At 42.3% G+C, this 22,482-nt stretch carries 20 protein-coding genes; 5 read left to right on the top strand and 15 right to left on the bottom strand.

Going from position 1 to position 22,482, the window contains the following annotated elements:
• Positions 1-33: 33 nt before the first annotated feature.
• On the bottom strand, positions 34-510 hold the full coding sequence (gene greA / locus ACO06Y_RS07420; RefSeq protein ID WP_422083199.1) for a transcription elongation factor GreA: 477 nt from the start codon (positions 508-510) through the stop codon (positions 34-36).
• 135 nt (positions 511-645) lie between these two features.
• Here greA and ACO06Y_RS07415 point away from each other — a divergent pair, with 135 nt between their 5' ends.
• Complete coding sequence (locus tag ACO06Y_RS07415; protein WP_422083198.1) at positions 646-1,083, top strand: Rieske (2Fe-2S) protein; 438 nt, start codon at positions 646-648, stop codon at positions 1,081-1,083.
• Positions 1,084-1,092: 9 nt separating this feature from the next.
• Here the strand turns inward: ACO06Y_RS07415 and ACO06Y_RS07410 are convergent, their stop codons facing one another.
• Positions 1,093-2,064 carry a Gfo/Idh/MocA family protein gene (locus ACO06Y_RS07410; protein WP_422083197.1) on the bottom strand — a complete coding sequence of 324 codons (972 nt, stop codon included), beginning with the start codon at positions 2,062-2,064 and terminating at the stop codon, positions 1,093-1,095.
• A gap of 45 nt (positions 2,065-2,109) precedes the next feature.
• Positions 2,110-4,275 carry a TonB-dependent receptor gene (locus tag ACO06Y_RS07405; protein WP_422083196.1) on the bottom strand — a complete coding sequence of 722 codons (2,166 nt, stop codon included), beginning with the start codon at positions 4,273-4,275 and terminating at the stop codon, positions 2,110-2,112.
• A 426-nt stretch (positions 4,276-4,701) separates the two neighbouring features.
• Between ACO06Y_RS07405 and ACO06Y_RS07400 the strand changes: the two genes are divergently transcribed.
• Positions 4,702-7,173 (top strand): hybrid sensor histidine kinase/response regulator, encoded by a 2,472-nt coding sequence (locus ACO06Y_RS07400; protein WP_422083195.1) that lies wholly within the window; start codon positions 4,702-4,704, stop codon positions 7,171-7,173.
• Here ACO06Y_RS07400 and ACO06Y_RS07395 read toward each other — a convergent pair.
• The 8 genes from ACO06Y_RS07395 to ACO06Y_RS07360 form a co-directional block, all read right to left on the bottom strand.
• Positions 7,148-8,521 carry a sigma-54-dependent transcriptional regulator gene (locus ACO06Y_RS07395; RefSeq protein WP_422083194.1) on the bottom strand — a complete coding sequence of 458 codons (1,374 nt, stop codon included), beginning with the start codon at positions 8,519-8,521 and terminating at the stop codon, positions 7,148-7,150. The two genes, ACO06Y_RS07400 and ACO06Y_RS07395, sit on opposite strands and share 26 nt — an antisense overlap.
• Before the next feature lie 450 nt (positions 8,522-8,971).
• Positions 8,972-9,274 carry a hypothetical protein gene (locus ACO06Y_RS07390; RefSeq protein WP_422083193.1) on the bottom strand — a complete coding sequence of 101 codons (303 nt, stop codon included), beginning with the start codon at positions 9,272-9,274 and terminating at the stop codon, positions 8,972-8,974.
• A 430-nt stretch (positions 9,275-9,704) separates the two neighbouring features.
• On the bottom strand, positions 9,705-10,013 hold the full coding sequence (locus tag ACO06Y_RS07385) for a hypothetical protein (protein ID WP_422083192.1): 309 nt from the start codon (positions 10,011-10,013) through the stop codon (positions 9,705-9,707).
• Between the two features lie 243 nt (positions 10,014-10,256).
• A complete protein-coding gene (locus ACO06Y_RS07380) occupies positions 10,257-11,798 on the bottom strand; it encodes a DUF4301 family protein (protein ID WP_422083191.1) in 1,542 nt (513 codons plus the stop codon).
• Entirely contained in the window at positions 11,795-12,358 is a 564-nt protein-coding gene (locus tag ACO06Y_RS07375) for an AAA family ATPase (protein ID WP_422083190.1), read from the bottom strand. The genes ACO06Y_RS07380 and ACO06Y_RS07375 overlap by 4 nt, the downstream gene beginning before the upstream one ends.
• Positions 12,313-12,951 carry a nicotinamide riboside transporter PnuC gene (gene pnuC / locus ACO06Y_RS07370; RefSeq protein WP_422083189.1) on the bottom strand — a complete coding sequence of 213 codons (639 nt, stop codon included), beginning with the start codon at positions 12,949-12,951 and terminating at the stop codon, positions 12,313-12,315. The genes ACO06Y_RS07375 and pnuC overlap by 46 nt, the downstream gene beginning before the upstream one ends.
• A complete protein-coding gene (locus ACO06Y_RS07365; protein WP_422083188.1) occupies positions 12,935-13,195 on the bottom strand; it encodes a thiamine-binding protein in 261 nt (86 codons plus the stop codon). Before ACO06Y_RS07365 ends, pnuC begins: the two co-directional genes overlap by 17 nt.
• Positions 13,196-13,240: 45 nt before the next feature.
• Positions 13,241-13,873: a 4'-phosphopantetheinyl transferase superfamily protein gene (locus ACO06Y_RS07360; RefSeq protein WP_422083187.1), complete on the bottom strand. Its 633-nt coding sequence runs from the start codon at positions 13,871-13,873 to the stop codon at positions 13,241-13,243.
• Positions 13,874-13,957: 84 nt separating this feature from the next.
• Here ACO06Y_RS07360 and ahcY point away from each other — a divergent pair, with 84 nt between their 5' ends.
• Positions 13,958-15,274 (top strand): adenosylhomocysteinase, encoded by a 1,317-nt coding sequence (gene ahcY, locus ACO06Y_RS07355; RefSeq protein WP_422083186.1) that lies wholly within the window; start codon positions 13,958-13,960, stop codon positions 15,272-15,274.
• Positions 15,275-15,459: 185 nt separating this feature from the next.
• On the opposite strand, the gene ACO06Y_RS07350 is transcribed toward ahcY, so the two are convergent.
• From ACO06Y_RS07350 to ACO06Y_RS07340, 3 genes are all read right to left on the bottom strand, one after another.
• Entirely contained in the window at positions 15,460-15,993 is a 534-nt protein-coding gene (locus ACO06Y_RS07350) for a hypothetical protein (RefSeq protein WP_422083185.1), read from the bottom strand.
• A 103-nt stretch (positions 15,994-16,096) separates the two neighbouring features.
• Entirely contained in the window at positions 16,097-16,852 is a 756-nt protein-coding gene (locus tag ACO06Y_RS07345; RefSeq protein WP_422083184.1) for a LytR/AlgR family response regulator transcription factor, read from the bottom strand.
• Between the two features lies 1 nt (position 16,853).
• Positions 16,854-17,930 (bottom strand): sensor histidine kinase, encoded by a 1,077-nt coding sequence (locus ACO06Y_RS07340; RefSeq protein WP_422083183.1) that lies wholly within the window; start codon positions 17,928-17,930, stop codon positions 16,854-16,856.
• A 245-nt stretch (positions 17,931-18,175) separates the two neighbouring features.
• Between ACO06Y_RS07340 and ACO06Y_RS07335 the strand changes: the two genes are divergently transcribed.
• On the top strand, positions 18,176-20,560 hold the full coding sequence (locus ACO06Y_RS07335) for a TonB-dependent receptor (protein WP_422083182.1): 2,385 nt from the start codon (positions 18,176-18,178) through the stop codon (positions 20,558-20,560).
• Between the two features lie 13 nt (positions 20,561-20,573).
• Entirely contained in the window at positions 20,574-21,431 is an 858-nt protein-coding gene (locus ACO06Y_RS07330) for an SDR family NAD(P)-dependent oxidoreductase (RefSeq protein WP_422083181.1), read from the top strand.
• On the opposite strand, the gene ACO06Y_RS07325 is transcribed toward ACO06Y_RS07330, so the two are convergent.
• Positions 21,401-22,411, bottom strand: coding sequence for a phytase (locus tag ACO06Y_RS07325; RefSeq protein ID WP_422083180.1), 1,011 nt, complete (start codon positions 22,409-22,411; stop codon positions 21,401-21,403). The genes ACO06Y_RS07330 and ACO06Y_RS07325 overlap by 31 nt on opposite strands.
• Between the last annotated feature and the right edge of the window lie 71 nt (positions 22,412-22,482).

Raw genomic sequence — 22,482 nt, 5'->3', positions numbered from 1 at the left:
ATGGACGGACAAGTTTCAACCTGACGTTATTCATTAATCTCTCGTAATCTCTAAAATATCAAATTTTAAGGTGCCATTGGGTACCGTAATCTCCGCAGTATCCCCCACTTCCTTGCCCAACAATCCCTTTCCAATGGGAGAGCTTACGGATATCTTTCCCGATTTCAAATCCGCCTCGCTTTCCGCAACCAGGGTATACTTCATTTCCATACCATTCGCCTGATTCTTCAATTTTACCGTCGATAGCACTAGTACTTTGGAAGTATCCAACTGCGATTCATCGATCAATCGGGCATTGGCCAAAGTCTCTTCCAGTTTGGATATCTTGAGTTCCAATAACCCTTGGGCTTCCTTGGCCGCATCGTATTCGGCGTTTTCGGACAAATCCCCTTTGTCCCTGGCCTCGGCAATGGCTTGCGATGCCTTAGGTCGTTCCACGTCCTTGAGATGGCTCAATTCCTCTCTCAATTTTTTAAGTCCCTCCGCTGTATAGTAAGATACGCTACTCATAACCTCATCGTTTATTAAATAAGAAAATCCTCTACTTAGACCGCGACGTACCCGGCTTTTTTTAGAGAGGATTTAACGCAAAGATACACAATTTTTGTTCAACTTTGCGTTCATTATATAAATCGGTCTTACGCTATGATGCGCATTCGGAGCATTGTTTTTATTGTATTTCTACTTTCTTGTGACAACGATCGTACCAACAGGAATCCGTTCTTACAGGAAATCGGTTTCCGATTTGACGTCAATTTGAACCTTCCTTTGTACAGCCCCTTGACCAATGTGGGAAATGCCGTTTATATAGGGACACAGGGGGTGGGAACACGGGGCGTTTTTGTAATCAATGCAGGCTTTGACCAATTTAGGGCATTTGAGGCCAGTTGCCCCAATCATGCCCCGAATAATTGTTCTACCATGGAATTGGACGGACAAACCGCTACCTGCTCCTGTGAGGGTTACGAATACAGCCTATTTACGGGACAGCAATTGAATAGACCGGACGATGGCAATCGGTATTATGATATGTTGGAATATCGTGCTTCCTTTAACGGGAACACTGTTATCATTTCCAACTGAGCATCCATTTCACAGTACGCCGAGAATCTTATCCATGACCCAACTGGTATGTAGTCCCGAACTTCCCAACGAAGGATGTACAGATTCCCTGAACAAATGACTCTTCATATAGGCAACGTGATATTTCTGAATATACTGAGGATTTTCAATTTCTAAGGTTTCCCTTCCTTGTCCGTTCTCCAATTCCAAAGGGTTGTCGTGAAAGATAGAGAATGAAATCTTCCCTTCGTCTCCAACTATTTCCACCGAATCCTCGTGGCTATAACTCCCGAAATTCCAATTGCCATAGCCGGTTATACCACTTTCGTGTTCCCAACAGGCCGTGACAGCATCCTTGGCCGAATACAATCCTTGCTGGTTCAAAGCCACTCCCTTGGCCTCCACAACCTGGCCCAATAGATAGCAAAACAAATCCAAACCATGGCTTGCCAAGTCATCAAAATAACCTCCTGGGGCAATTTTGGCATCGGTACGCCAATTGTAGCCGTTGCTTTTATCCAAATCCGAAGCCGGCTTTGAAAGCTGCCATTTTATAGTTCTTACCGTACCGATAAGGCGGCCATCCAACCAGCCCTTTATCTTTTCAAACCGTGGAAGCGACCTCCTGTAGTAGGCAATAAACAATGGAATGTTCTTCTTCTGGAAGGCCTCGTAAATTTCCAAACTATCCGCATAAGAGGGCGCCATGGGCTTTTCGATGCAACAGGGTTTTCCGGCCTCGGCCACTTTTAGCGCATAGTATTTATGCGAATCGGGAGGGGTAGCAATGTATACGGCGTCTACTTCATCATCCGAAATAAGGTTATCGGCATCCGGGTAAAACTTGGGAACACCGTGCCGTTTGGCATAATCCTTGGCTTTTTCAACATCCCTGCGCATTACTGCCACCAGTTCAAAGCCCTCCGTATTTTGGTACGCCGGTCCACTTTTGACCTCTGTCACATCGCCACAACCTATAATACCCCAACGAACGGTTTTCATATCAGCTTATCATTTGTTCAACAAAAGTACACGTTTACAGATAGTTTAAAAACGTACCGTGGCACCCAATAAAAAATTGATTCCCGCCTGTGGGTAGAATCCAGCACCCTCAAATGTGGTAATACTTCCCGAGGAGTCATCATCAAAGGTGAAAAAAAAGCCGTTGGAGACAATGTCCTGATCAAAGATATTGTTTACCAATCCGGAGAAGGTAATACTTTTAAGAAAGGTATTCATTTCCCATACGTATTGAACGTTCAAATCGGTCTGGGAATAGGCTTCAAGTACAGAGGCTTCGCTATCTATATTGCCCATGTATTGTTTGCCAACATACTTCGTCAATGCGGAGATCAGCCACTGTTCCGTAGGGGCAAAACCCAACTGATTTCCGATGACCAGATTCGGCGAATAGGCAATATTGGTATTGCCCAAATCCTGGAGAACCCCATCTCGTTCAAATACAAAATCCAGATTCTTATTGGTGCTCAGAGCCACGTTTGGCCTCACCCAAAATTTATCTCCCATTTGAACATTGGCATCTACTTCCAGTCCCAAACGATAACTGTCCCCTACGTTGGCCCGCAAGGGGGCTCCTACATCATTGAGTTCCCCCGTAAGCACCAATTGATCTTTATAGCGCATGTAATAGACATTCGTATTCAACTGAACATCCGGGGAAACATAGCGCCAACCCAATTCAAAATCATTGAGTTTCTCAGGTTTGGGATTGCCATTTTCATAATCGTTTCGATTGGGTTCCCGATTGGCCCTTGCATAGGAAAAATAGAAGTTGTTGTTTCGGTTCAAATCATAGGTCAACCCTACTTTGGGGTTAAAAAAGTTAAAGGTATCATCAACAAGTCCGGTTTCCTCCCCATTGGCTTCATACCTAACCCGCCTGTATTGCATATCCCCAAAAAGGCTCCATTTTGGGTCTAGTTTGTAATTGGCTTTGGCAAAAACATTAAAATCAGTCTTAATGGAGGTATCATCATAATACCTATCCCGAATTTCACTATTGGAGGCAAAACGGGCCCAAATGACCTCTCCAAAATGATCTCCCTCATATTTGTTCCATCCTCCACCGAGGATTACATCCCATTTGTTCTTCCGATAGTTTGCGGAAAATACAGTCCCATAAAAATCGTTATCCAACCAACGCCTACGGATCAGGTCCGTCGTATTCACTTCCTCGCCATTGACCGTAAGCGGTTCAAATCCGTAAGTGGCAAAATCATCGTCTTCCCTAAACTGTTCAAAGAATCCTCTTCCGCGTGTATAGTGCAAGGCAATATTGGTACTCCAATTTTCCGAAATGCTTTCGTTCCAAAGCAATTGTGCATGATCTTGTTTATAGTTGTCCACTTCATTTTCATAGAATTGTGTATTGCCATCTTCATCGGTATATATGCCTGCAGGATTAAATGTTCTATTCGTGCGTAACGTCTCGGCATCGATACCGAACCACGATTGATAGGTTATTTCATGCCCGCCAAAAAGCAACGCCTTGATCAAGGTATTGTCATCTTTGAAGGCGCCCTGCAAAAAATAGGACTCAAGTTCAGAAGAGGCCCTATCTACATAGCCATCCGAGGTAATTCTGGACAGGCGTCCCGAAATCTCGATCCTATCGTTCAACAGTCCGGAACTAAACTTAATGTTATTCCGCAAGGTAGCGAAGCTACCTATTGAACTGGAGATTTGCCCATAGGCTTCTTCGGAAAACCCATCGGTCAATAAGTTTAAGCTGGCACCAAAGGCCCCCGCCCCATTGGTGGATGTCCCTACGCCCCTTTGCAATTGCAAACTTTCGGTAGAGGAGGCAAAATCGGGCATGTTTACCCAAAAGGTTCCCTGCGATTCCGCATCATTATAGGGAATTCCGTTAATGGTGACATTTACCCGTGTTGCATCACTTCCCCTGACGCGTATTCCGGTATAGCCTATCCCGGCACCGGCATCGGAAGTGGTAACTACCGAAGGTAGAAAATTCATCAATATAGGGATATCCTGCCCTAAATTTCTGGGAGCTACCTCCTCCTTCTTCAAATTGGAAAAAGTAACCGGCGTTTCCTTGGTTACGCGAATCGCCGAAACAAAGACCTCGTCCAGTACAATTTTCTTTCCTTCCAAGGAATCTGTTGGATTTTGCTGGGCCAAAACGACCATGTTGAGCCCAAAGAGGGTAACTGTTATGAATACAATTTTCATGCGATGCTTCCTATTGTTTGTAAGAGGTCGCATGTAACCGCTATTTCCGAAAGCGGTAGTAGATAAAAATTTAGAATAAAGCAGTTTCATCCGTACTAAAAAATTAGCGACGAATAAAAGGGGTTATTATTCTGTGTTAAACTTGATTTTTTGTTCAATTAAGAACGAAAGAAATTCCAAAAAGCGACTTGCGCGTTCCTTGGCGGCATTACCCGCCCAGGTTCATTGGGTATAATCTCAGCTTATCCTGGACTTGTAAGAGTCTTTGCCCTTAAAGTTTTGTCAGGAGTTCGCACCCCTTTGAGATGGGACAAACTTACAACTCAAACTACACATATCATAATCTTTGGAACAATTAATGTCCTATTGTAAACCCTGACCGCAGTTTATACGTATTTACAATACCCAGGGGCATTATGTAGATATATGGACAAATCCAGGAATAGATTTACGTTTAAGGTGGCCATCAGTTACTTGATGTTGTGTGTACTTGCCTCGGTAGCGGGATACTTTATCTATTCGGAGATACAGGTTCTGGTTAATAACAAAACCGCTGTTAAAAGTGATATCAAGTTATTAAAGACAGGGGCTTTGGTCACCCAGATCTATGAAGCGGAAAGTCTGTCCAAATTGGCGTTGCAGACCAAGACCCAACAGAATTTCAATGCATATGCCAAAAAAATCGATTCTGTTTTCATTGAAATAGATTCCCTGAAACAACTAGCCATCGATCCTTCCCAAAAAGTGAAATTGGACAGCGTAAAATTGTTATTGGAACAGAAAGTAGCCAATAGCAATGAACTTCGTAGCCTAAAGGTAAAAAATGAGAACAACCGCTCAATAGACAATGTAATAGAGGAGTTCCGGAAAATGGAGGCCTCGTTCGGAAAACTCACGGTATACAATTTTGAAAAGAACCCTGAGAAACTCTCCCCATATAAACGAAAGGTATTGGAAGATTGGGTCGCCTATTTGAACGAGAACATTCCTGCGGATACTTCTTCCATTCCAGACTCTGAAAAAATCGATTCCGTTCTTAACGCTTCCAAGGCCCTCTTGACCGAAGCTAAAATGAAAGATGCAAGGACGCAACGTTTCCTGGCCCAAAAAGAAAATGAAATTAACCGTACCGACCTGGAGCTCTCCCAACAACTGCGTAACATTGTTTACGCATTGGAGCAGGAGATAGTGCTGAACACTTATAACGATAATTTAAAAAAGCAATCCGCCCTACGGAAGAGTATTCGCTTGGCCGGTTTGGCAGCCTTATTGGGCTTTATTGTTGTAGGAATTTTTACTTTTTTGATCAACCGCGATTTTTGGAAGGTGCAGACCTACAGGCAGAAATTGGAAAAAGAGAAAAAATATTCCGAGTCCTTGTTAAAAAGTAGGGAACAATTAATTTCTACGGTTAGCCATGATCTACGAACCCCTTTGAACACCATACAAGGATATGCGGAACTTATGGAAAATACGGAGCTAACCCAAAAACAGGAGGGATATCTAAAGAACATAACCTCCTCTACCGGTTATGTAGGAAGTCTGGTAAATGACCTTTTAGATTTTTCAAAATTGGAAGCGGGTAAGTTAAAGATTGAAAAAATCCCCTTTATACCCGCATATCTTATCCAAGAAACCGCCGAAAACCTTCAGGCTCTTTATGCATATAAAAAGCTGAAGCTAAAGCTCGAAATAGATGCTTCACTACAAAAAACGGTATTGGGCGATCCCTTCCGCCTGCGTCAAGTACTTACCAATCTTATTGCAAACGCCTTTAAGTTTACGGAAGAGGGCCATATAGAGGTTAAGGCCCATACCTTTAAGGAAGGTAAAGAAAATAGTATAGCGCGGATATCGGTCACGGATACTGGCATAGGGATTCCCAAGGAAAAGCAAGGACTTATTTTTAAGGAATTCGCACAGGCGGATACGGATACCGAAAAAAAATTCGGAGGGTACGGCCTAGGACTTACCATATCCAAAAAGTTGACGGAATTGCTTAACGGGTCATTGAGTTTGGAAAGCAAGGTAGACCAAGGTAGTACATTTACCCTTAAGCTACCCCTGCAAACAACGCAACAGAAATTAGGTTCTGTAGAGCGAAAAATTCCTGACTTGGCATCTGACCTCAGTATATTGATCATCGATGACGATACCGCTCTTTTAGGTATGTTACGAGAACTTATGGCAAGTATGGGAATCACCCCTCATATCTTTACCAACTTTCAATTCGTAAAAGAGGATTCCCCTTTGACCTATAATCTGGTTTTAACGGATATACAAATGCCCCAAACAAGCGGTTTTGAAGTCTTGAAGAAATTAAGGTCCGGGCAATACGAACATTATAAGGGCCAACCCGTTATCGCCATGACAGGCAGAAGGGATTTTAAAATCGATACCTATACCTCTGAGGGATTTGACCAAGTTCTACGAAAGCCCTTCTCCAAAGATGAACTTGTTACCGTCCTGAAGTCAATGGGTATGGACACTAAAAAGACACCCGACACAAAAACTAAAAACCCTTCTGAAGAAGGAAAGTCCAAAAATTATAGCTTAGCTATTATCCATTCCTTTTTGGGAAAAAACGAAGATGCCATTTTTGAGGTTTTACAGACATTTTTAAATGACACACGGATTAGCATGGGCTTATTGGACGAAACGATCAAAGCCCAGGATTACGCTCGGCTAAATAATGTTGCCCATCGTATGTTACCCATGTTCAGGCAGCTTAAGGTGGAAAAATGTTTGCCTTTATTGGAGAAATTTGAAATGGCGACCCCTGATTTCATAAACACCAATACCCTCCATAACGATTTCCTGTTGCTAGAGCAAAAAGTACGCCTATTGATATCTGAAATGGAGAATAGGTTGGTTACAAGTCCAAGTTATAGTGGTTGATTTTGTTGTAAAGTGTTTTACGGGTAACCTGTAATAATTTTGCGGCTTTTGACTTGTTGAAATTGGTCTTTTTCAACGCTTTGATGATACGGTCTTTTTCAAAATCGGACTTAGAGAAATTTTCAACCTTTATCGAACTATTATGGGTAGACCCTAAAACCTCTTTAGGCAGGGTTTCTATCCTTACCTCATCACCCACCGTTAAAAGTACCGCCCTTTTGACCACATTTTGAAGTTCCCTTAAATTTCCCGGCCAATGGTACTGTTGAAAGGCCTCCCATACTTCCGCCGAGAAACCATGAACTTCCTTGTTCAAATTTTTATTGGCCTTGGCCAAAAAATGGTCAGCAAACAAAATCAAATCTTCAAACCTTTCTTCCAAGGACGGGATTTGAATGGAAAACTCGTTTAACCTGTGGTACAGGTCTTCCCTAAAGTTTCCGTTTTGAACGGCAAGTATCAAATCCTCATTAGTGGCCGTTATAATACGAACATCCACATGAGTTTCCTTGGTACTGCCTACCCGTTTTATCTTCCGCTCCTGTAGGGCCCTCAACAATTGGATTTGATTTTCATAGGAAAGGTTCCCTACCTCGTCCAGGAACAAAGTACCTCCATTGGCTGCTTCAAAGTTTCCGATTTTGTCTTCAACGGCCCCGGTAAAACTCCCTTTTATGTGACCAAAAAATTCGCTCGCGGCCAATTCTTTTGGAATGGCTCCGCAATCCACGGCCACAAAGTTGTAATCCTTGCGCTTGCTGGCATTATGTATCGCTCGAGCGGTGACCTCCTTACCCGTTCCACTATCTCCCGTAATCAATACGGACATATCGGTAGGTGCCACTAGCTTAATATAATCATCCAACTTCTTTGAAGCATCACTGACTCCCAATATGGTCTTTTGATCTGAATTTCTTGAATATTCTGAAGATGTTTCTTTTTGACCGGGTTTTTGTGCAACGGAATCGTCATGTGTAACTTTATATACCTTTGCTTTTAATGCATTCTCAATGACCATGATAATTTCTTCGGGAGTAAAGGGTTTGGAAATATAATCATAAGCACCCTGCTTCATGGCCTTTACCGCTGTGCCTACTTCCGCGTAGCCCGTCATAAGGATAACAGGGATTTTGGGTTTTACTTTCTTTATATCGGCCAATAACTGTATCCCATCGGAATCCGGTAAACGCAAATCTGTTAAAATGACATCAAAATCAGTGGATTTAAACTTTTTCTTGGCATCCGTGGCGTGGTAGCAAATTTCCACTTCATATCCTCTTTTGGTCAAAAACTTCTGTAGCATTTGGCAAAAGGCGGCATCGTCCTCGATGATCAAGATGTTTGGCATAAAAAAATTCTTGTACGCTATATGTACGTAAAAATAGCATAAGAAAGCTCTTTGCCTTTTAAAATTATCATAAATTGATACAAGAAATCAGGGGGTGAAATCAGTGGTTCAACTTTGGTTACTCCACTCTTTTGTAGCACCCTCTTTCATAGGTAGAATCCTTTTATTCACGAGATTAATCTATCTACCACCATTTTTAGATCGAGGATGAAAACGCGGGAACTCTCCGGTATCTACAGGTAAATTCAGTTAAAGTTCTTTGAATACAATTCTAAAAAATGACATTCTGCAGACCAAAATCAATTCTATGGCAACTATTTGGAAATAAGGTACTTTAAGAAAAAACTTGCTGATTCCTAGAGACGGGTTAGCTCAAATAGAAAGGGGTCGCACAATGACGACCCCTTTCCGACCAAACCAACTTGATACAAAACAAATAACTCAAGTTATTTACATTTCGATCCAGTTACCACTTTCGTCAGCATACAAAGTTCCAGAGGTTCCATCCTCCAAGGAAACTTCGAGCTTGTATTGTTTCGATTCGTTAACGTAAGCCTTGTCTATGGTAGCGGTAGGATAATTTTTGGCTACTGCGGCGGTTACCGCTTCTGGCAATTCACTAGCGCCGATTTCCGAAAAATCATCCTGGGCGGCAACGGCCTCGGAAGCATCTATCTGGGCTTCAGCAGTATCTTGGGCAAAAGCTGTTAGACTTCCAAGAGACAATGCTAAAACAAAAACTAATTTTTTCATGATTTTCAAATTTTAATGCTATTATTAATTAAACATGAACCATAGAAAGAAAAAATGATACCAGAATCCAGATTAAGGTTTAACAATCTCACTATCAATTAATTAAAAAGAATCAGATTTAGCTAGCAGTGTGTAATTGTGGGTATTTGTTTTTTAAACCGTGTAAAACATACACGGCTGCACATTGTAGATGAAAAAATCTTGGGGTCAAAGGAGCTATCGACAGCATTTTTAATTGGTATGGAACGTTGTGCAACTGAGATCTTGAACGATTTGGTCTTTTCGCTGCATTAATACACCTATTTGGAAACGGCTTATTTGGGTATCTTTTATGGATACCTAACAAAAATCCCTAGCCATGAGGCCAGGGATTTTAAAACCAAACTAAGCGATATATTAATTAACTCTATGGATATAATACGTGCTTAAATTACATCTCTATCCAGTTGCCCTCGGCATCTGCATACAACTCAACTTGCTCACCGTCCTCCTTGGCTACTTCAAGTTTGTATTGGGACTGCTCGTTCATGTAAGCCTTAACTACTGAAGCTCCTGGATGTGCAGCTTCCAAAGCTTGGGTGATAGCTTCCGGTAATTCTTCCAAAGCTACTTCGTTAAAACCATCTTGGGCCTCAATAGCTTCAGTTGCAACTTCTTCCAAGTTTGTAGTTGCTTCTTCGGTTACCTCTTCTTGTGCAAAAGCAGTCATGGTTCCTAGGGCCATTACTGCAACTAACATTACTTTTTTCATTTTTCTTGTGTTTAGATTATTGTATTTGTTTTGTTACTTGCCCATACCAAAGGGAAAATAATGCCAAGGTGGCGGTTTTTAGGAAAACAGATATAACTAATTGAAAATCAATGTCTTGATAAAACATTACTTCTTAGCGTAATTGTATAGCGGTGTGTAAAAACTTAAGAAAAGTGTATAAGATTTACACACATTTTCCATGTTTGTATTTATAGTGAAGATTTAATGGGTTTAGCTTACTTGGTGAGAAGGTTTTAGTAAATCGTTTACTGTTTTGACCGGGTTAAAGGTAGACAATGGCACTTCCACGAATATGGTATTCCAAAAGGCCATGGCACCGTTCCATAGGCCCGGAAGTTCCAAGGCTTTTAATTCCCTGCCTTCCTTTGTTTTTCCTGTAATAAATCCCTGTTTGGGGTCTATGAAATTCAGCAAATCATATTTTGCTCCTCTATAATCCTTGATCCCACAGACTAAATCCACAGGGTTAAAATGAGTGGAGTTCCTAAAAATGGCTACCTGCCCACTGTCATTCATGTCTACTTGGGCGGATTCCACAATCTGTAAAGAAACCGTATCATGCCTATCCCGAATCCAGAACGGGCCTCCTCCAGGTTCTCCTTCGTTCTTGACCATCCCGCAAACGCGTATGGGCCGGTTTACTTTGTCCTTTAGTATCCTAACCTGCCCTGTTGTGTCCAAGCTTGAAAAATTATCGGAAAACCGAACGTTTAGCCGGCTGGTCAAAAAATCCTTTATTTCACCTAGTTTTTCTTTTTCATGTGGGTCTCCATCCAAAAATCTCGCATATTCAAATGCCTTTTGTTGAACCTCCAATAAAACTCCTGCCAATGTTTTTTTGCTGTCCGATACTTCCTCCAAGACTTCTGGAACAACCACGTTATCTATATTTTTAATGAATATGATATCGGCATCCTGTTCGTTCAGATTTTCAATCAATGCCCCATGTCCGCCAGGTCTGAACAACAACGAACCATCAGTATTACGAAATGGGTTGTTTTCCATATCTACGGCTATGGTATCGGTAGAAGGCTTTTGATAAGAATATCCGACCTGAAAGGAAGTGTTTGTCTCAACGGATACCCTCTCCTTAACCGAACTGAATTCTTTGTTGAACATTTCCTCATGCTGTGGGGAAATCGTAAAGTGTAGGTTTGCAGTAGACCCGGTCTTGGCATAGTTGGCGGCTTCCGTCAAATGCTCCTCAAAAGGGGTAGCCACATATTCTCCATAATTATGGAATGGCAAAAGCCCTTTGGGGTAAAAACCATAGTTAAGGGTATTCTCGGACATCATTTCCTTAACGAATACGTATATTTCCTTCCCTTTGATATTTGCTTTTTCCGCTATTCTATTCCGTACCAAATCATAAAACGGAAGGTCTTTTAAGCCTTCTGAAAACTTCTTAAGGTCAATATCCTTAGTTCGCTCCAAATAGTCCTCCAAACTTTCGTGGTCAGGGTCATAGGTATCCAAAAAATTGAACAAGGCCTTGAACATCCGGGAAGCCGCCCCGGAGGCAGGCACAAATTTTAATAGCCTAAGCGCCTTGCCGTTCTCCTCAAAATAGCGAACCAGCCGGGTCTGCTGATCTTCGGAAAACTTGGAAATCCCGTCTCCTATTACAGCTGCTTTTTCCAACCGGACAAAAGGAATTCCTTCCTTAAAAGTCTCGATTTGACCTACTACAGTTTCTTTTGTAATTCCCTTGTTCTCCAGTTGTTCCCAGTCCTTTTCCGAAAGCCGTATCATTTTTCCAATAAATTATCTATATGTTGTATGGCGGTCGACAAACGTGTCTTCCTATCTCCTTTTAGGATCACAAAATTACGGTTATATTTTTCTAAAGTTTCCTTAAAATAAGCAAACATTCGTTCTCGTTCATTGGGTTTGTCCCTGAGGTCGTCCCCTACCCAGGGAACATCGATATACGTCAAGAAATAAAGATGGTACGAGTTTTTCAATGCATACTTTTCGAGCAATGGATTACAATGCCCAACATAATAGGCCTCGGAATATACTTTGGTCTCCAACAAATCCGTATCACAAAGAAGAACTTTTGTCGCTTTTTTGGTCAGTTCGTTTTCAAGCTTCATTTGACCTTCGGCAATGGGCAACAAGTCGTGGGGTTCACAGGTCTTGCGCTCATTGTTCCACTTGTCCTGTAGATATTCCCGTGCATATTCGGGCACCCATACGGTATTGTAGTGTCTTGCCAACTGTTCCGACATAGTTGTCTTTCCAGTAGATTCAGGGCCATACAGTACTACCTTAACAATGTCCGAGGGCTCTTGTTCAAGTCTTTCTTCCATGAGAAATATCCGAAAATGGCAATTATGGTTAAAATGAAAAACAGTATAGCACTAAAGATAAGTCCTTTGTACAAATAGAGTGGAACGGTAATGATGTCACCAATAATCAGATATATCCAATTCTCCAACTTCTTTTTGGCCATAAGCCACATCCCTACGAAAAAAAATGCCGTTGTAAGTATATCTGTATATGCTGTCCAAGTATTAAACCTGTCCATAGCCGAGTAGATAATGGCCACAAAAACAATGGTTGCCATAAAAAGCAGGATCGACCATCTCTTTTCCCTTGGGGTCATTAAGGTAACCGGTATAAAGTGGGTCTCGTCCACTTTTCTTGTCCAGGCAAACCAACCTACTATACTCATGACAAAATAGTAGGCATTGATAAGCATATCTCCCAAGAGACCATAAATCCATAAAATATATACCGCTATTCCCGTTGCGATTATTCCTGTGGGAAAGACCAATATATTCCCACGTTTGGAGTATATAACGCTTAATAGCGCAAAAAAAGCACTTACCAATTCCAGGACAACAATATGGGTGGGGGTGTCCTGATACTGCGAAAAAATCCAATCAAAAATGAGGCTCATACCCGCTTCGGTCGGATTTTACTATTTTCATATACAGCAAACCTTTGTCCATCAACTCAAAAGCCACCTTTATCTCGGCATGCAGTACCGCCATTACAGCATCATAGTCGCCATAGACCTGGGTACTTAACGGATTTTCCAAGATGGTAAGCCCAGAGGCCCTTAGCTTTTTAATAAAATTTATGATGTGCTTCTCAAAATCATCTTGTAAAGGGGAAAAAGTAAGCTCTACGGAAATGTGCATAATTCAGTGCTAGGAAAGTTTAGTGAAATATAAACCGCAAACTTATCAACTTTTTAGCGCATATACGCAGCAAAAGTTTTCAAATTCCAAAAAATGGATATCATAGTATGATAAATTTCCATGATACAAAACTTCGGCAGTTGTGGTATTATCCGCGAACGAAAAATCCTTAACATCTATGTGATGCAAAAAACTGATTCCGGGATCAGAACATATTTTATAGAGGGATTCCTTGGCTCCCCAGACAATGGTGAGTTTTCGGACCAAGGCATCCGTATTGGCTATGGTCCGATACTCCTCAATGGGCGTAAATTTATGGGCAATGCGCAATATCTTGTCCCTTTGCCTTTCGATATCTATCCCTACCTCCGTGGTATCACTGACAATGATACCGGTAAAATGGCCGGAATGGGTGATAGAAATCTTTTTACCATCCACGAGGTGAGGCTTACCTGCGGTATCATAGTACAGATCAGCATCCACATATCCTGCCTCCGCCATCAAATGCCGAATACTTAGAAATCCCCTTCGGTGCAATTCGGATTTCATCCCGTCTATCCTTTTTTGACAATGAGGGGTCAACTGGATTCTTTTAGATAGCTCTTCTTCGGATTCCTGGATCTTCCAAATATAAACCAATATCGATGAGTTGATGGGTATAGTCTTATACAGAGGCATGCTATTCCTTAGGATATTTGTAACTTTGCAATCGCAAAAAAGGAAGTTTTCCTGTTTAATCTAAAGTAATAAATAAAAATCAGTATGAGCACCAAAATCGTTTCTTACGTACCCTATAAAGTAAAGGATATTTCACTTGCCGATTGGGGAAGGAAGGAGATTGAATTGGCAGAGGCCGAAATGCCGGGTCTAATGTCCCTTAGGGAAGAGTTTAAAGATGAACAACCTTTAAAAGGAGCACGAATCGCGGGATGTCTGCACATGACCATACAAACTGCCGTATTGATCGAAACTTTGGCGGCCTTAGGTGCTGAAGTTACGTGGAGTTCCTGCAATATTTTCTCTACACAAGATCATGCCGCTGCAGCCATCGCCGCTACAGGTATACCCGTTTACGCGTGGAAGGGTATGAATGAGGAAGAGTTTGATTGGTGTATAGAACAGACCCTTTTTTTTGGTGAAGAAAGAAAACCCTTGAACATGATCTTGGATGACGGGGGCGACCTTACCAACATGGTGCTGGACCAATATCCTGAATTGACCGATGGCATCAAAGGGCTTTCCGAGGAGACCACTACCGGGGTACACCGATTATACGAACGTTTCAAAAATGGGGTTTTGCCCATGCCGGCCATCAATGTGAACGATTCCGTTACCAAATCCAAATTTGACAATAAATATGGCTGTCGCGAAAGCGCCGTGGATGCCATACGCAGGGCAACGGATACCATGTTGGCAGGAAAACGTGTAGTTGTTGCCGGATATGGAGATGTCGGTAAAGGCACGGCCGCGTCCTTTAAAGGGGCCGGTTCCATTGTTACCGTTACAGAAATTGATCCCATTTGTGCCCTACAGGCCTGTATGGACGGTTTTGAAGTGAAGAAGTTGGAGACCGTAATCGGCAATGCCGATATTGTTATTACCACAACAGGCAACAAGGACATCATCCGGGCGGAACATTTTAAAGCTTTGAAGGATAAGGCCATTGTTTGTAACATAGGCCACTTTGACAATGAAATCGACATGGCCTGGTTGAACAAAAACTATGGAAATACCAAGGATGAGATCAAGCCACAAGTAGATAAGTATACCCTAGACGGAAAAGACATTATTGTTTTGGCCGAAGGACGGTTGGTAAATTTGGGCTGTGCGACAGGGCATCCCAGTTTTGTGATGAGCAACTCCTTTACCAACCAGACACTGGCACAAATAGAGCTTTGGAACAATAGTGATAAATACGAAAACAAAGTGTATATGCTGCCCAAACATTTGGACGAAAAAGTGGCAGCCCTGCACCTTTCTCGTTTGGGTGCCGAACTGACCGAACTAAAACCGGATCAAGCGGAATATATCGGGGTTGAAGTACAGGGACCGTTTAAGCCGGAATATTATAGATATTAGATTTTAGATATTAGACGATAGACTTAAGACCGCTCGAAAGTTCTCGCTTTTAGAGCTAAGAAAAAGGCCCTTGCATTGCTGCAAGGGCCTTTTTCTATACTAACTTAGTTGAATCGAACCCTAAGGTTATATATCAATATTGGGTTGCTGAAGGTTCATTCTCGTCCAACAACGATAAGAAAAGCTTAAAACGGGCTATACCCAAATTTTTGCCCTCCTACGGAAGCATCGGCCATAAGACCCGCTTTGGGCAAGGCAAAAACGGCCACCCCATCCACATACTTTGCATTTGCGGCAATACCGGATTTTAACGCTACCGCGGAGGCCGAGGCTTCAAAGGCAAATTTGCCCTCCTTAAATCGGTCCAGGTCCACATCGGTCTCAAAAAAGATTACCTCTATTATAGATTGCCCCCCTGCTTGGAAGCCCACATTTATTTTTTTTAGATCGGCCATGCCTATAGCATTGCCTCCTTCTTCATAGACGACCCCATTTCCGGAGGCACCTCCGATAATGAAGCCTCCTTTGCCTACATTCGGAAAAATAACATAACCGGCGGAGTTATCAAAAAAGGACTCCAGACCAGGACTGGTCTTTAAGAGCGTTTTCTTGGCCTTAACGGCATCTTTCATGATTTTTTTGTCCTTTTTGTTCTGGGCTTCAAGATTACCCACAAGGAAAAGGAGTAATACTACGGGAATTAATTTAAATGTTCTCATATGCCATGCTGTATTTATGGCCGCAAGTTACTTCTTTTAAAAGGCACACCTTTTGGGATTAACAGAAAATTAAAACATCGATTTACAAATCGAACCAGGGAAACTACATATCCAACCATCGCTTAAATTTGGTAGTCCGCTCCCTGGAAACAATGACCTGCCCTTCCTCTTTGGGTAATAGCCTCAGCAACAATCTACTATTGAAGTAGGTATGGATTTCAACTACCGCCTTTACAGAAACCATGAACTTTCTGTTGATCCGAAAGAATTGGATGGGATTTAAAATCTCCTCGAGCTGGTCTATGGAATATTCAATAGGGTAGGATTGGTTGGCATGGGTATGTAGATGGATAAGCCCTTCGTACGATTTAAAATAGGCGATCTCATCCACATTGAAAGAGCGAAACTGGTTGCCCACCTTTACCATAAAACGGTGCTTATATTCTTTATGGAATAGCTGTTTTAGATGCTCCAAATGCTCCGTTGAGGATGTCCCGTTCCTGGTCAAATTCTTGCGGAATTTTTCCAATGCCTTTTTAAGTTCATTCTTTACAATAGGCTTCAACAAATAGTCGATTCCATTATATTTAAAGCCCCGAATGGCGTATTCGTTATAGGCCGTGGTAAAAATTACCGGAGGATGCTCTTCCAGTTTATCCAAAACGTCGAAACCATAACCATCGTTCAATTGAATGTCCAGAAAAATCAAATCGGGCAAAGTATTTTTTGAGAACCATAAGATGCTACTCTCTACGGAAGTTAAATTGCCCACTATAGCTATCTCCGGAGATAGTTCCCTTATCAATTGCCCCAATCTTTTAGAGGCAAATTCCTCATCCTCTATGATTACCGCCTTCATTTTACGAAATTGAAATTAAGCTCGTTTTATGAATAGCCTTGTCCAATAAGGGAATAATAACCTCAAAAAAATCGATTTCCTCCCGTACCAATACCTGTTTATTGGTGTAATAGGAATAGCGCCTTTTGATATTGTTCAATCCCAATTGAGTCGTCTCTTCCTTAAGCTCTCTTTTTCTTAAGTTATTCCTGACCACCAAGGCATCATGTCCAATGTTGGATATCTGGATTTCCAAAGGCTTTTCCTTGCTATAGTAATTGTGCTTCAACGAGTTCTCCACCAACATTTGTAGGGACAAAGTCGGTATCCAATAGTGCTCCACGGAAATCGTAATCCTGGTTTTAATACTTACGGCATCCTTGTGGCGAACATTCATCATAAAAACAAAGGCGTCCAAAAAATTCAACTCCTTTTGTAGACTCACCAAATCTTGTTCCCGGTTATCCAAAATGTAACGGTAACTTGATGCCAGCCGAGTCACAAAATCAGATGCCAGATCCCGGTCTTCGTACATTAAAGAGGTAAGCGTATTTAGACTATTAAAGAGGAAATGCGGGCTAATTTGATTCTTTAGCGAGGTGTATTTCGAAGCCATCATTTCGCGTTTTAGGTCTTCCATTTGTTTTTCCAATTCCTCCTTCTGTTTCATGGAAAAATAGAATAGATTTATGAAAATAACCGTTGAACCTATCAACCCTGCTCTAAGGAAATCCCCTCTAAACTGCAACAATGGGTCCTCGCACCTAATATCTATAATTTCCCGAAGCGGGAAAAGTGCCAGGTAGTATATAACTGCACTTAAAGGCAATAGCAGGGCCATGGTCTTCAAAAAAATTCGTATACTGTTCCTTAGATTAAGTTTCCCTTTCCTTAACTGTCTTTTTATCAACCAGTCATTATACTCCCATGTGACCATAAAAAACAAGAAGGCCGAACCATAGTAAAAAAGGCTGGAAGATGAAAAAAAAGCCTGCATCCCTCCCTGTTTATGCTCAACGGTAGTCTTTATCAAAACAAAGACGATGTTGACCACCATCCATCGAAAAAGAAACTTTCTGATCGCCTTTTTACCTAACATTTTCTTACAAATTCAATTTTAAAGATACAGAAGTCCTTGGTAACACCACTTATACCAAAATACAACGGTCAAATTTCATCTTGAACTGTATATATTCCATTTGAGCCGTAAAATGGCCATGTAAAAGACCCTTTTTCGATTCAAATACGTATTCGACCCTACAAATGAAAAAATCGCAATATGCCAAGTTTGGTTAGGGTTCGGTACCTGCACTCGGACATCTTTGCCTAAAAAGTAAAAACGTCATGAAAAAACCTCTTGTTATTTTTCTCTTTTTCCTGGTTTGCTGCACGTACGCCCAAGTAGGGGTCGTTAAAGGAATCGTTTTGGACAAACAGTCGGAAAATCCCTTGGAAGGGGCCACCATAGAACTCTTGAATACCGAAACGGCAACAGGGGTCATTACTGATTTTGATGGCCGGTTTGCCCTAAATAGCGTGCCCATAGGGCGACAAGTTCTTCGCATCAGTTACATAGGATATGAAAGTACTACAATACCCAATATTGAAGTAACCACTGGAAAGGATGTATTTCTTACGATTACCCTTTTGGAATCCTTTAATCAATTGGATGAAGTTGTACTGACCTCGGATACCAACAAGGATAAACCTTTGAACAAGCTGGCCACGGTTTCCGCAAGACAGTTTGGTGTGGAGGAAGTTACCCGATTTTCCGGGGGACGCAGTGATGTAGGCCGATTGGCGGCTAACTTTGCCGGGGTTTCCGCCCCGGACGATAGCCGTAACGATATCGTGATCCGAGGAAACTCCCCTACTGGCTTACTTTGGCGTTTGGAAGGTGTTCCCATTCCAAGTCCTAATCACTATTCTACCTTGGGTACCACCGGAGGGCCCGTTTCGGCACTGAATCCAAACCTTTTAAAGAATTCCGATTTCATTACCTCCGCCTTTCCTGCGGAATATGGTAATGCGATTGGAGGCGTGTTTGATCTGGGATTTAGAAAGGGAAACGCGGATGATTACGAATATACCTTACAGACCGGAATTTTTACGGGCGTGGAGGCCATGGCAGAAGGACCCATGGGCAATAACAATGGTTCCTTTTTGATAGCCGCACGATATTCCTTGGTAGGCTTATTGGGCATAGGTGCCGGGGGAACGGCAGCTACGCCCAACTACAATGATGTTTCGTTCAATCTCGATTTTGGCAGGGGAAATCTCGGTAATTTCTCACTTTTTGGCATTATCGGGAATTCCGATATCGAGTTTTTGGGAGACGATATCGATGAGGACGACCTCTTTGCGGCCGAGGATGAAAACACCTTTGTAGAATCCCGTTTCGGGGTCGTGGGATTAAAGCACCGTTTGAGTCTGGGGAATAGCTCCTTTCTCCGGACTATTGTATCAGGTTCTTATTCGGGCAACGATTTTGCGGTAGACCGATTTATTGAAAAAAATACGCCCCAAGAACGCCTTATCCGTTATACCGAAGCGGATAACACCGAGACGAGACTTACGTTTTCGACCCTGTTCAATTCAAAAGTGACCAACAAACTAACCTTACGTACCGGAATCCTAGTGGAAAATTATAGAATAGAAAGTTTGCTTTTGGACAGAAACGAACAAGCGGACAATGATGGTGACGGTGACCCAGATCTGGTAAATTTTAGGGATATCGACGAAAATTTAAGTATCCTGCAACCATATCTTCAAGGACAACTTCGGCTTACGGAAAAATTGACCTTGAATGCCGGGTTACATTCCCAATATAGTACATTGAACGAACAATTTGTTGTGGCGCCCCGGGCGGCGGTCAATTATAATTTTCTTCCCCGCCACAATATCAATTTGGGGTATGGGCTACATCACCAGCCCGTTCCCTTGCCCTTGCTTTTTCTAAACGAGAATGTAGGCGGGGAACTGGTACAGACCAATAGAGATTTGGACTATGTACAAAGCAGCCATTATGTATTGGGCTACAATGTAAAGTTGTCCGATAGCTGGCGGGCAAAAGTAGAGGTCTATTACCAGGATATCGAAAAGGCGGCGGTAGAGGCCTTCCCATCGAGTTATTCTACCCTAACGGAAGGGGCGGATTTCGGATTTGAAAATGACCGTGTATCCTTGGTCAATGATGGTACAGGCTTTAACCAAGGTATTGAACTGACTTTGGAGAAATTCTTTAGTAGGGGCTACTACGGGCTACTGACGGGTTCATTCTTTGATAGTAAATATGAAGGTAGTGATGGTATTGAACGTAACACCCCGTTCAACAATGGGTACGTAGTCAATTTGCTGGCAGGAAAGGAATTCAAGACAGGGCCCTCGGGAAAAAATGTATGGTTCGTGGATACGAGATTAACGACCTCTGGAAGCCGTTATTTTACACCGGTGGACCTGGAAGCCTCACAGCAGGCCGGTTTTGAAATCCTTCAAGAGGATAGGGCCTTCAGTGAGCAGTACGACGGTTACTTTCGCTGGGACGTAAAGTTTGGTCTAAAAATCAATAGCCGAGACAAAAAGAGCTCCCATCAATTCTATTTTGATCTTCAAAATGTGACGGCCAACGAGAACATTTTTGTGCGTAGGTACAATCGTTTGACCAATCAGGTTGACCAAGTGGATCAAATTGGTTTCTTTCCTGATTTCGGGTACAAATTTCAATTCTAAAAAAAGTAAACAGATGCGATTTTCAAATCATTTAAAACAGCGTTTAATCGATAGATACGGCCCATGGGCTTTGGTGACCGGGGCCTCTTCCGGTATTGGGAAAGAACTTGCGGAAAGACTTGCAGAAGCCGGATTAAATATGGTACTCACAGGAAGGAACGGAGAAGTACTCCGGGATTTTGGTGATGCATTGGAAGAAAAATACAAAATAATCGCAGAAGTCATAATAGCCGATATAGCATCCACTGCGGGTATTTATTCCTTAATAGAAAAGGTATGTGAGCTGCCCATAGGGCTTTTTGTGGCCTCTGCCGGATTTGGAACTTCCGGACAATTTGTTCATTCCCCATTGGAGCAGGAAACGCAAATGCTAAAAGTGAACGCGTTGGCTTTATTGATGCTTACCCATTATTTTGCCCGCAGATTCGCGGAACAAAAGAAGGGGGGCATTATCTTGATGAGTTCCATTGTCGGTTTCCAAGGTGTCCCCAACGCAGCCCATTATGCCGCTACTAAAGCTTACGTACAATCTATTGGCGAAGGGCTCCACTATGAATTAAAACCTTATAATGTTGATGTACTTGCCGCGGCTCCCGGACCTGTAAACAGTGGATTTGCCGCCGTGGCGCGTATGGAACTGGGAAATGCCTTGAAACCTTCGGATATTGGAATCCCCATCTTAAAAGCTTTGGGCAGAAAATCAACGGTTTTTCCCGGTCGGCTCACCAAAATCTTGATATTCGGATTACGGACGGTACCCCGTTGGGGGAAAATACAAATCATGAAACTGGTAATGGGTGGGATGACAAAACATCAAACCTTAAAAAAGCATGGAAATGGTCATTTGTCAATTAATCGCCCCAAATCATAAAAGTAAAAATCCCTTTCCTCGTTCATAGCCACAAAAAGTCCGTTTGGGAAAGTAGCATTCAAAGGTACGGTTACTACGTCACAACCATCCGTTGCCACCGTAGTCAGATTCACCGCTTTTATGAAGGTGTTGTCCTTTCTAGAGAAAATGTTGAACTCCCCCTGTTGCTGGTTGGAAACAATGAGGTAACCCTCTCCATTGGCATAGGTGGCCAAGGCTATACCTTCAATGTCCTCCAAAAAATATTCCCCCCCAAAACAATGTAGTTCATCATCGCCCTCATTAGGTTCCGCATAATACTTACGAATGCACACTCCTTCGTCCGAATAGTAGACAAATCCATTTTCATCGTCCACGGCAATGGCCTCAATTTCCTTTTGCCCGCTGAACTTTCCGAACTTCCGTACCAAATTGATTGTTACCCCTATACTGTCCGCTAACAATTCATATTGGTAGAGATAATTATCGGTCGGCCCTGTTTTCCTTCCGACAATGGCATACACAACGGAGTCCTTTGGGGACTTGTAGAGTCCAATGCCCATGGGCAGTTTGCGCTCAAAATCAGATTCATCTTCAAAAACGGGGAACCCATCCCCGTCCAGGGGCTTCATATCCGGTATGGAAAACAAACGGATTTGTTGCTTTTCCCTTTCCGTAAAAACCAGAATATCCACCTCTGTGGAATCGTTCAACCGGAATCCATATTCCACGTCCACATTATTCGGTCTACGAATATTGCGGATGGTCTTTTCTTCAATGATTTTTCCATTCAGGTCGTAGGCATATATGGCCCCATTCGTTTCCTTGTCCGTTCCAAAAACAATACTTTTTGAAGCATCTTCCGGGTTGATCCAAATTGCAGGATCATCCGTATCGTTTATGGCCTTTTCGGTAATCACATCCGGTTTTATGGGAGGTAGGCTGCTTCGGTTACAGGCAACTACCAACAGATAGGGAAGTATGTATAAAATGCTTTTCATTCCTTGTAAAATTGAGATTGGTCAAAGACCGCCCTTAAAGGCGGCCTTTATCTATTGCTGTTTTGTTTGGA

It is taken from the genome of Ulvibacterium sp. (genome assembly GCF_965228935.1).
GTDB lineage: Bacteria > Bacteroidota > Bacteroidia > Flavobacteriales > Flavobacteriaceae > Ulvibacterium.
Note: the sequence above shows the minus strand (reverse complement) of the source record. Positions and strands in the feature narration are given on the sequence as shown.

Excerpts from the sequence above, each read along its gene's own strand:
- greA (WP_422083199.1), bottom strand. The coding sequence starts at position 510 with ATGAGTAGCGTATCTTACTATACAGCGGAGGGACTTAAAAAATTGAGA.
- ACO06Y_RS07415 (WP_422083198.1), top strand. The coding sequence starts at position 646 with ATGATGCGCATTCGGAGCATTGTTTTTATTGTATTTCTACTTTCTTGT.
- ACO06Y_RS07410 (WP_422083197.1), bottom strand. The coding sequence starts at position 2,064 with ATGAAAACCGTTCGTTGGGGTATTATAGGTTGTGGCGATGTGACAGAG.
- ACO06Y_RS07405 (WP_422083196.1), bottom strand. The coding sequence starts at position 4,275 with ATGAAAATTGTATTCATAACAGTTACCCTCTTTGGGCTCAACATGGTC.
- ACO06Y_RS07400 (WP_422083195.1), top strand. The coding sequence starts at position 4,702 with ATGGACAAATCCAGGAATAGATTTACGTTTAAGGTGGCCATCAGTTAC.
- ACO06Y_RS07395 (WP_422083194.1), bottom strand. The coding sequence starts at position 8,521 with ATGCCAAACATCTTGATCATCGAGGACGATGCCGCCTTTTGCCAAATG.
- ACO06Y_RS07390 (WP_422083193.1), bottom strand. The coding sequence starts at position 9,274 with ATGAAAAAATTAGTTTTTGTTTTAGCATTGTCTCTTGGAAGTCTAACA.
- ACO06Y_RS07385 (WP_422083192.1), bottom strand. The coding sequence starts at position 10,013 with ATGTTAGTTGCAGTAATGGCCCTAGGAACCATGACTGCTTTTGCACAA.
- ACO06Y_RS07380 (WP_422083191.1), bottom strand. The coding sequence starts at position 11,798 with ATGATACGGCTTTCGGAAAAGGACTGGGAACAACTGGAGAACAAGGGA.
- ACO06Y_RS07375 (WP_422083190.1), bottom strand. The coding sequence starts at position 12,358 with ATGGAAGAAAGACTTGAACAAGAGCCCTCGGACATTGTTAAGGTAGTA.
- pnuC (WP_422083189.1), bottom strand. The coding sequence starts at position 12,951 with ATGAGCCTCATTTTTGATTGGATTTTTTCGCAGTATCAGGACACCCCC.
- ACO06Y_RS07365 (WP_422083188.1), bottom strand. The coding sequence starts at position 13,195 with ATGCACATTTCCGTAGAGCTTACTTTTTCCCCTTTACAAGATGATTTT.
- ACO06Y_RS07360 (WP_422083187.1), bottom strand. The coding sequence starts at position 13,873 with ATGCCTCTGTATAAGACTATACCCATCAACTCATCGATATTGGTTTAT.
- ahcY (WP_422083186.1), top strand. The coding sequence starts at position 13,958 with ATGAGCACCAAAATCGTTTCTTACGTACCCTATAAAGTAAAGGATATT.
- ACO06Y_RS07350 (WP_422083185.1), bottom strand. The coding sequence starts at position 15,993 with ATGAGAACATTTAAATTAATTCCCGTAGTATTACTCCTTTTCCTTGTG.
- ACO06Y_RS07345 (WP_422083184.1), bottom strand. The coding sequence starts at position 16,852 with ATGAAGGCGGTAATCATAGAGGATGAGGAATTTGCCTCTAAAAGATTG.
- ACO06Y_RS07340 (WP_422083183.1), bottom strand. The coding sequence starts at position 17,930 with ATGTTAGGTAAAAAGGCGATCAGAAAGTTTCTTTTTCGATGGATGGTG.
- ACO06Y_RS07335 (WP_422083182.1), top strand. The coding sequence starts at position 18,176 with ATGAAAAAACCTCTTGTTATTTTTCTCTTTTTCCTGGTTTGCTGCACG.
- ACO06Y_RS07330 (WP_422083181.1), top strand. The coding sequence starts at position 20,574 with ATGCGATTTTCAAATCATTTAAAACAGCGTTTAATCGATAGATACGGC.
- ACO06Y_RS07325 (WP_422083180.1), bottom strand. The coding sequence starts at position 22,411 with ATGAAAAGCATTTTATACATACTTCCCTATCTGTTGGTAGTTGCCTGT.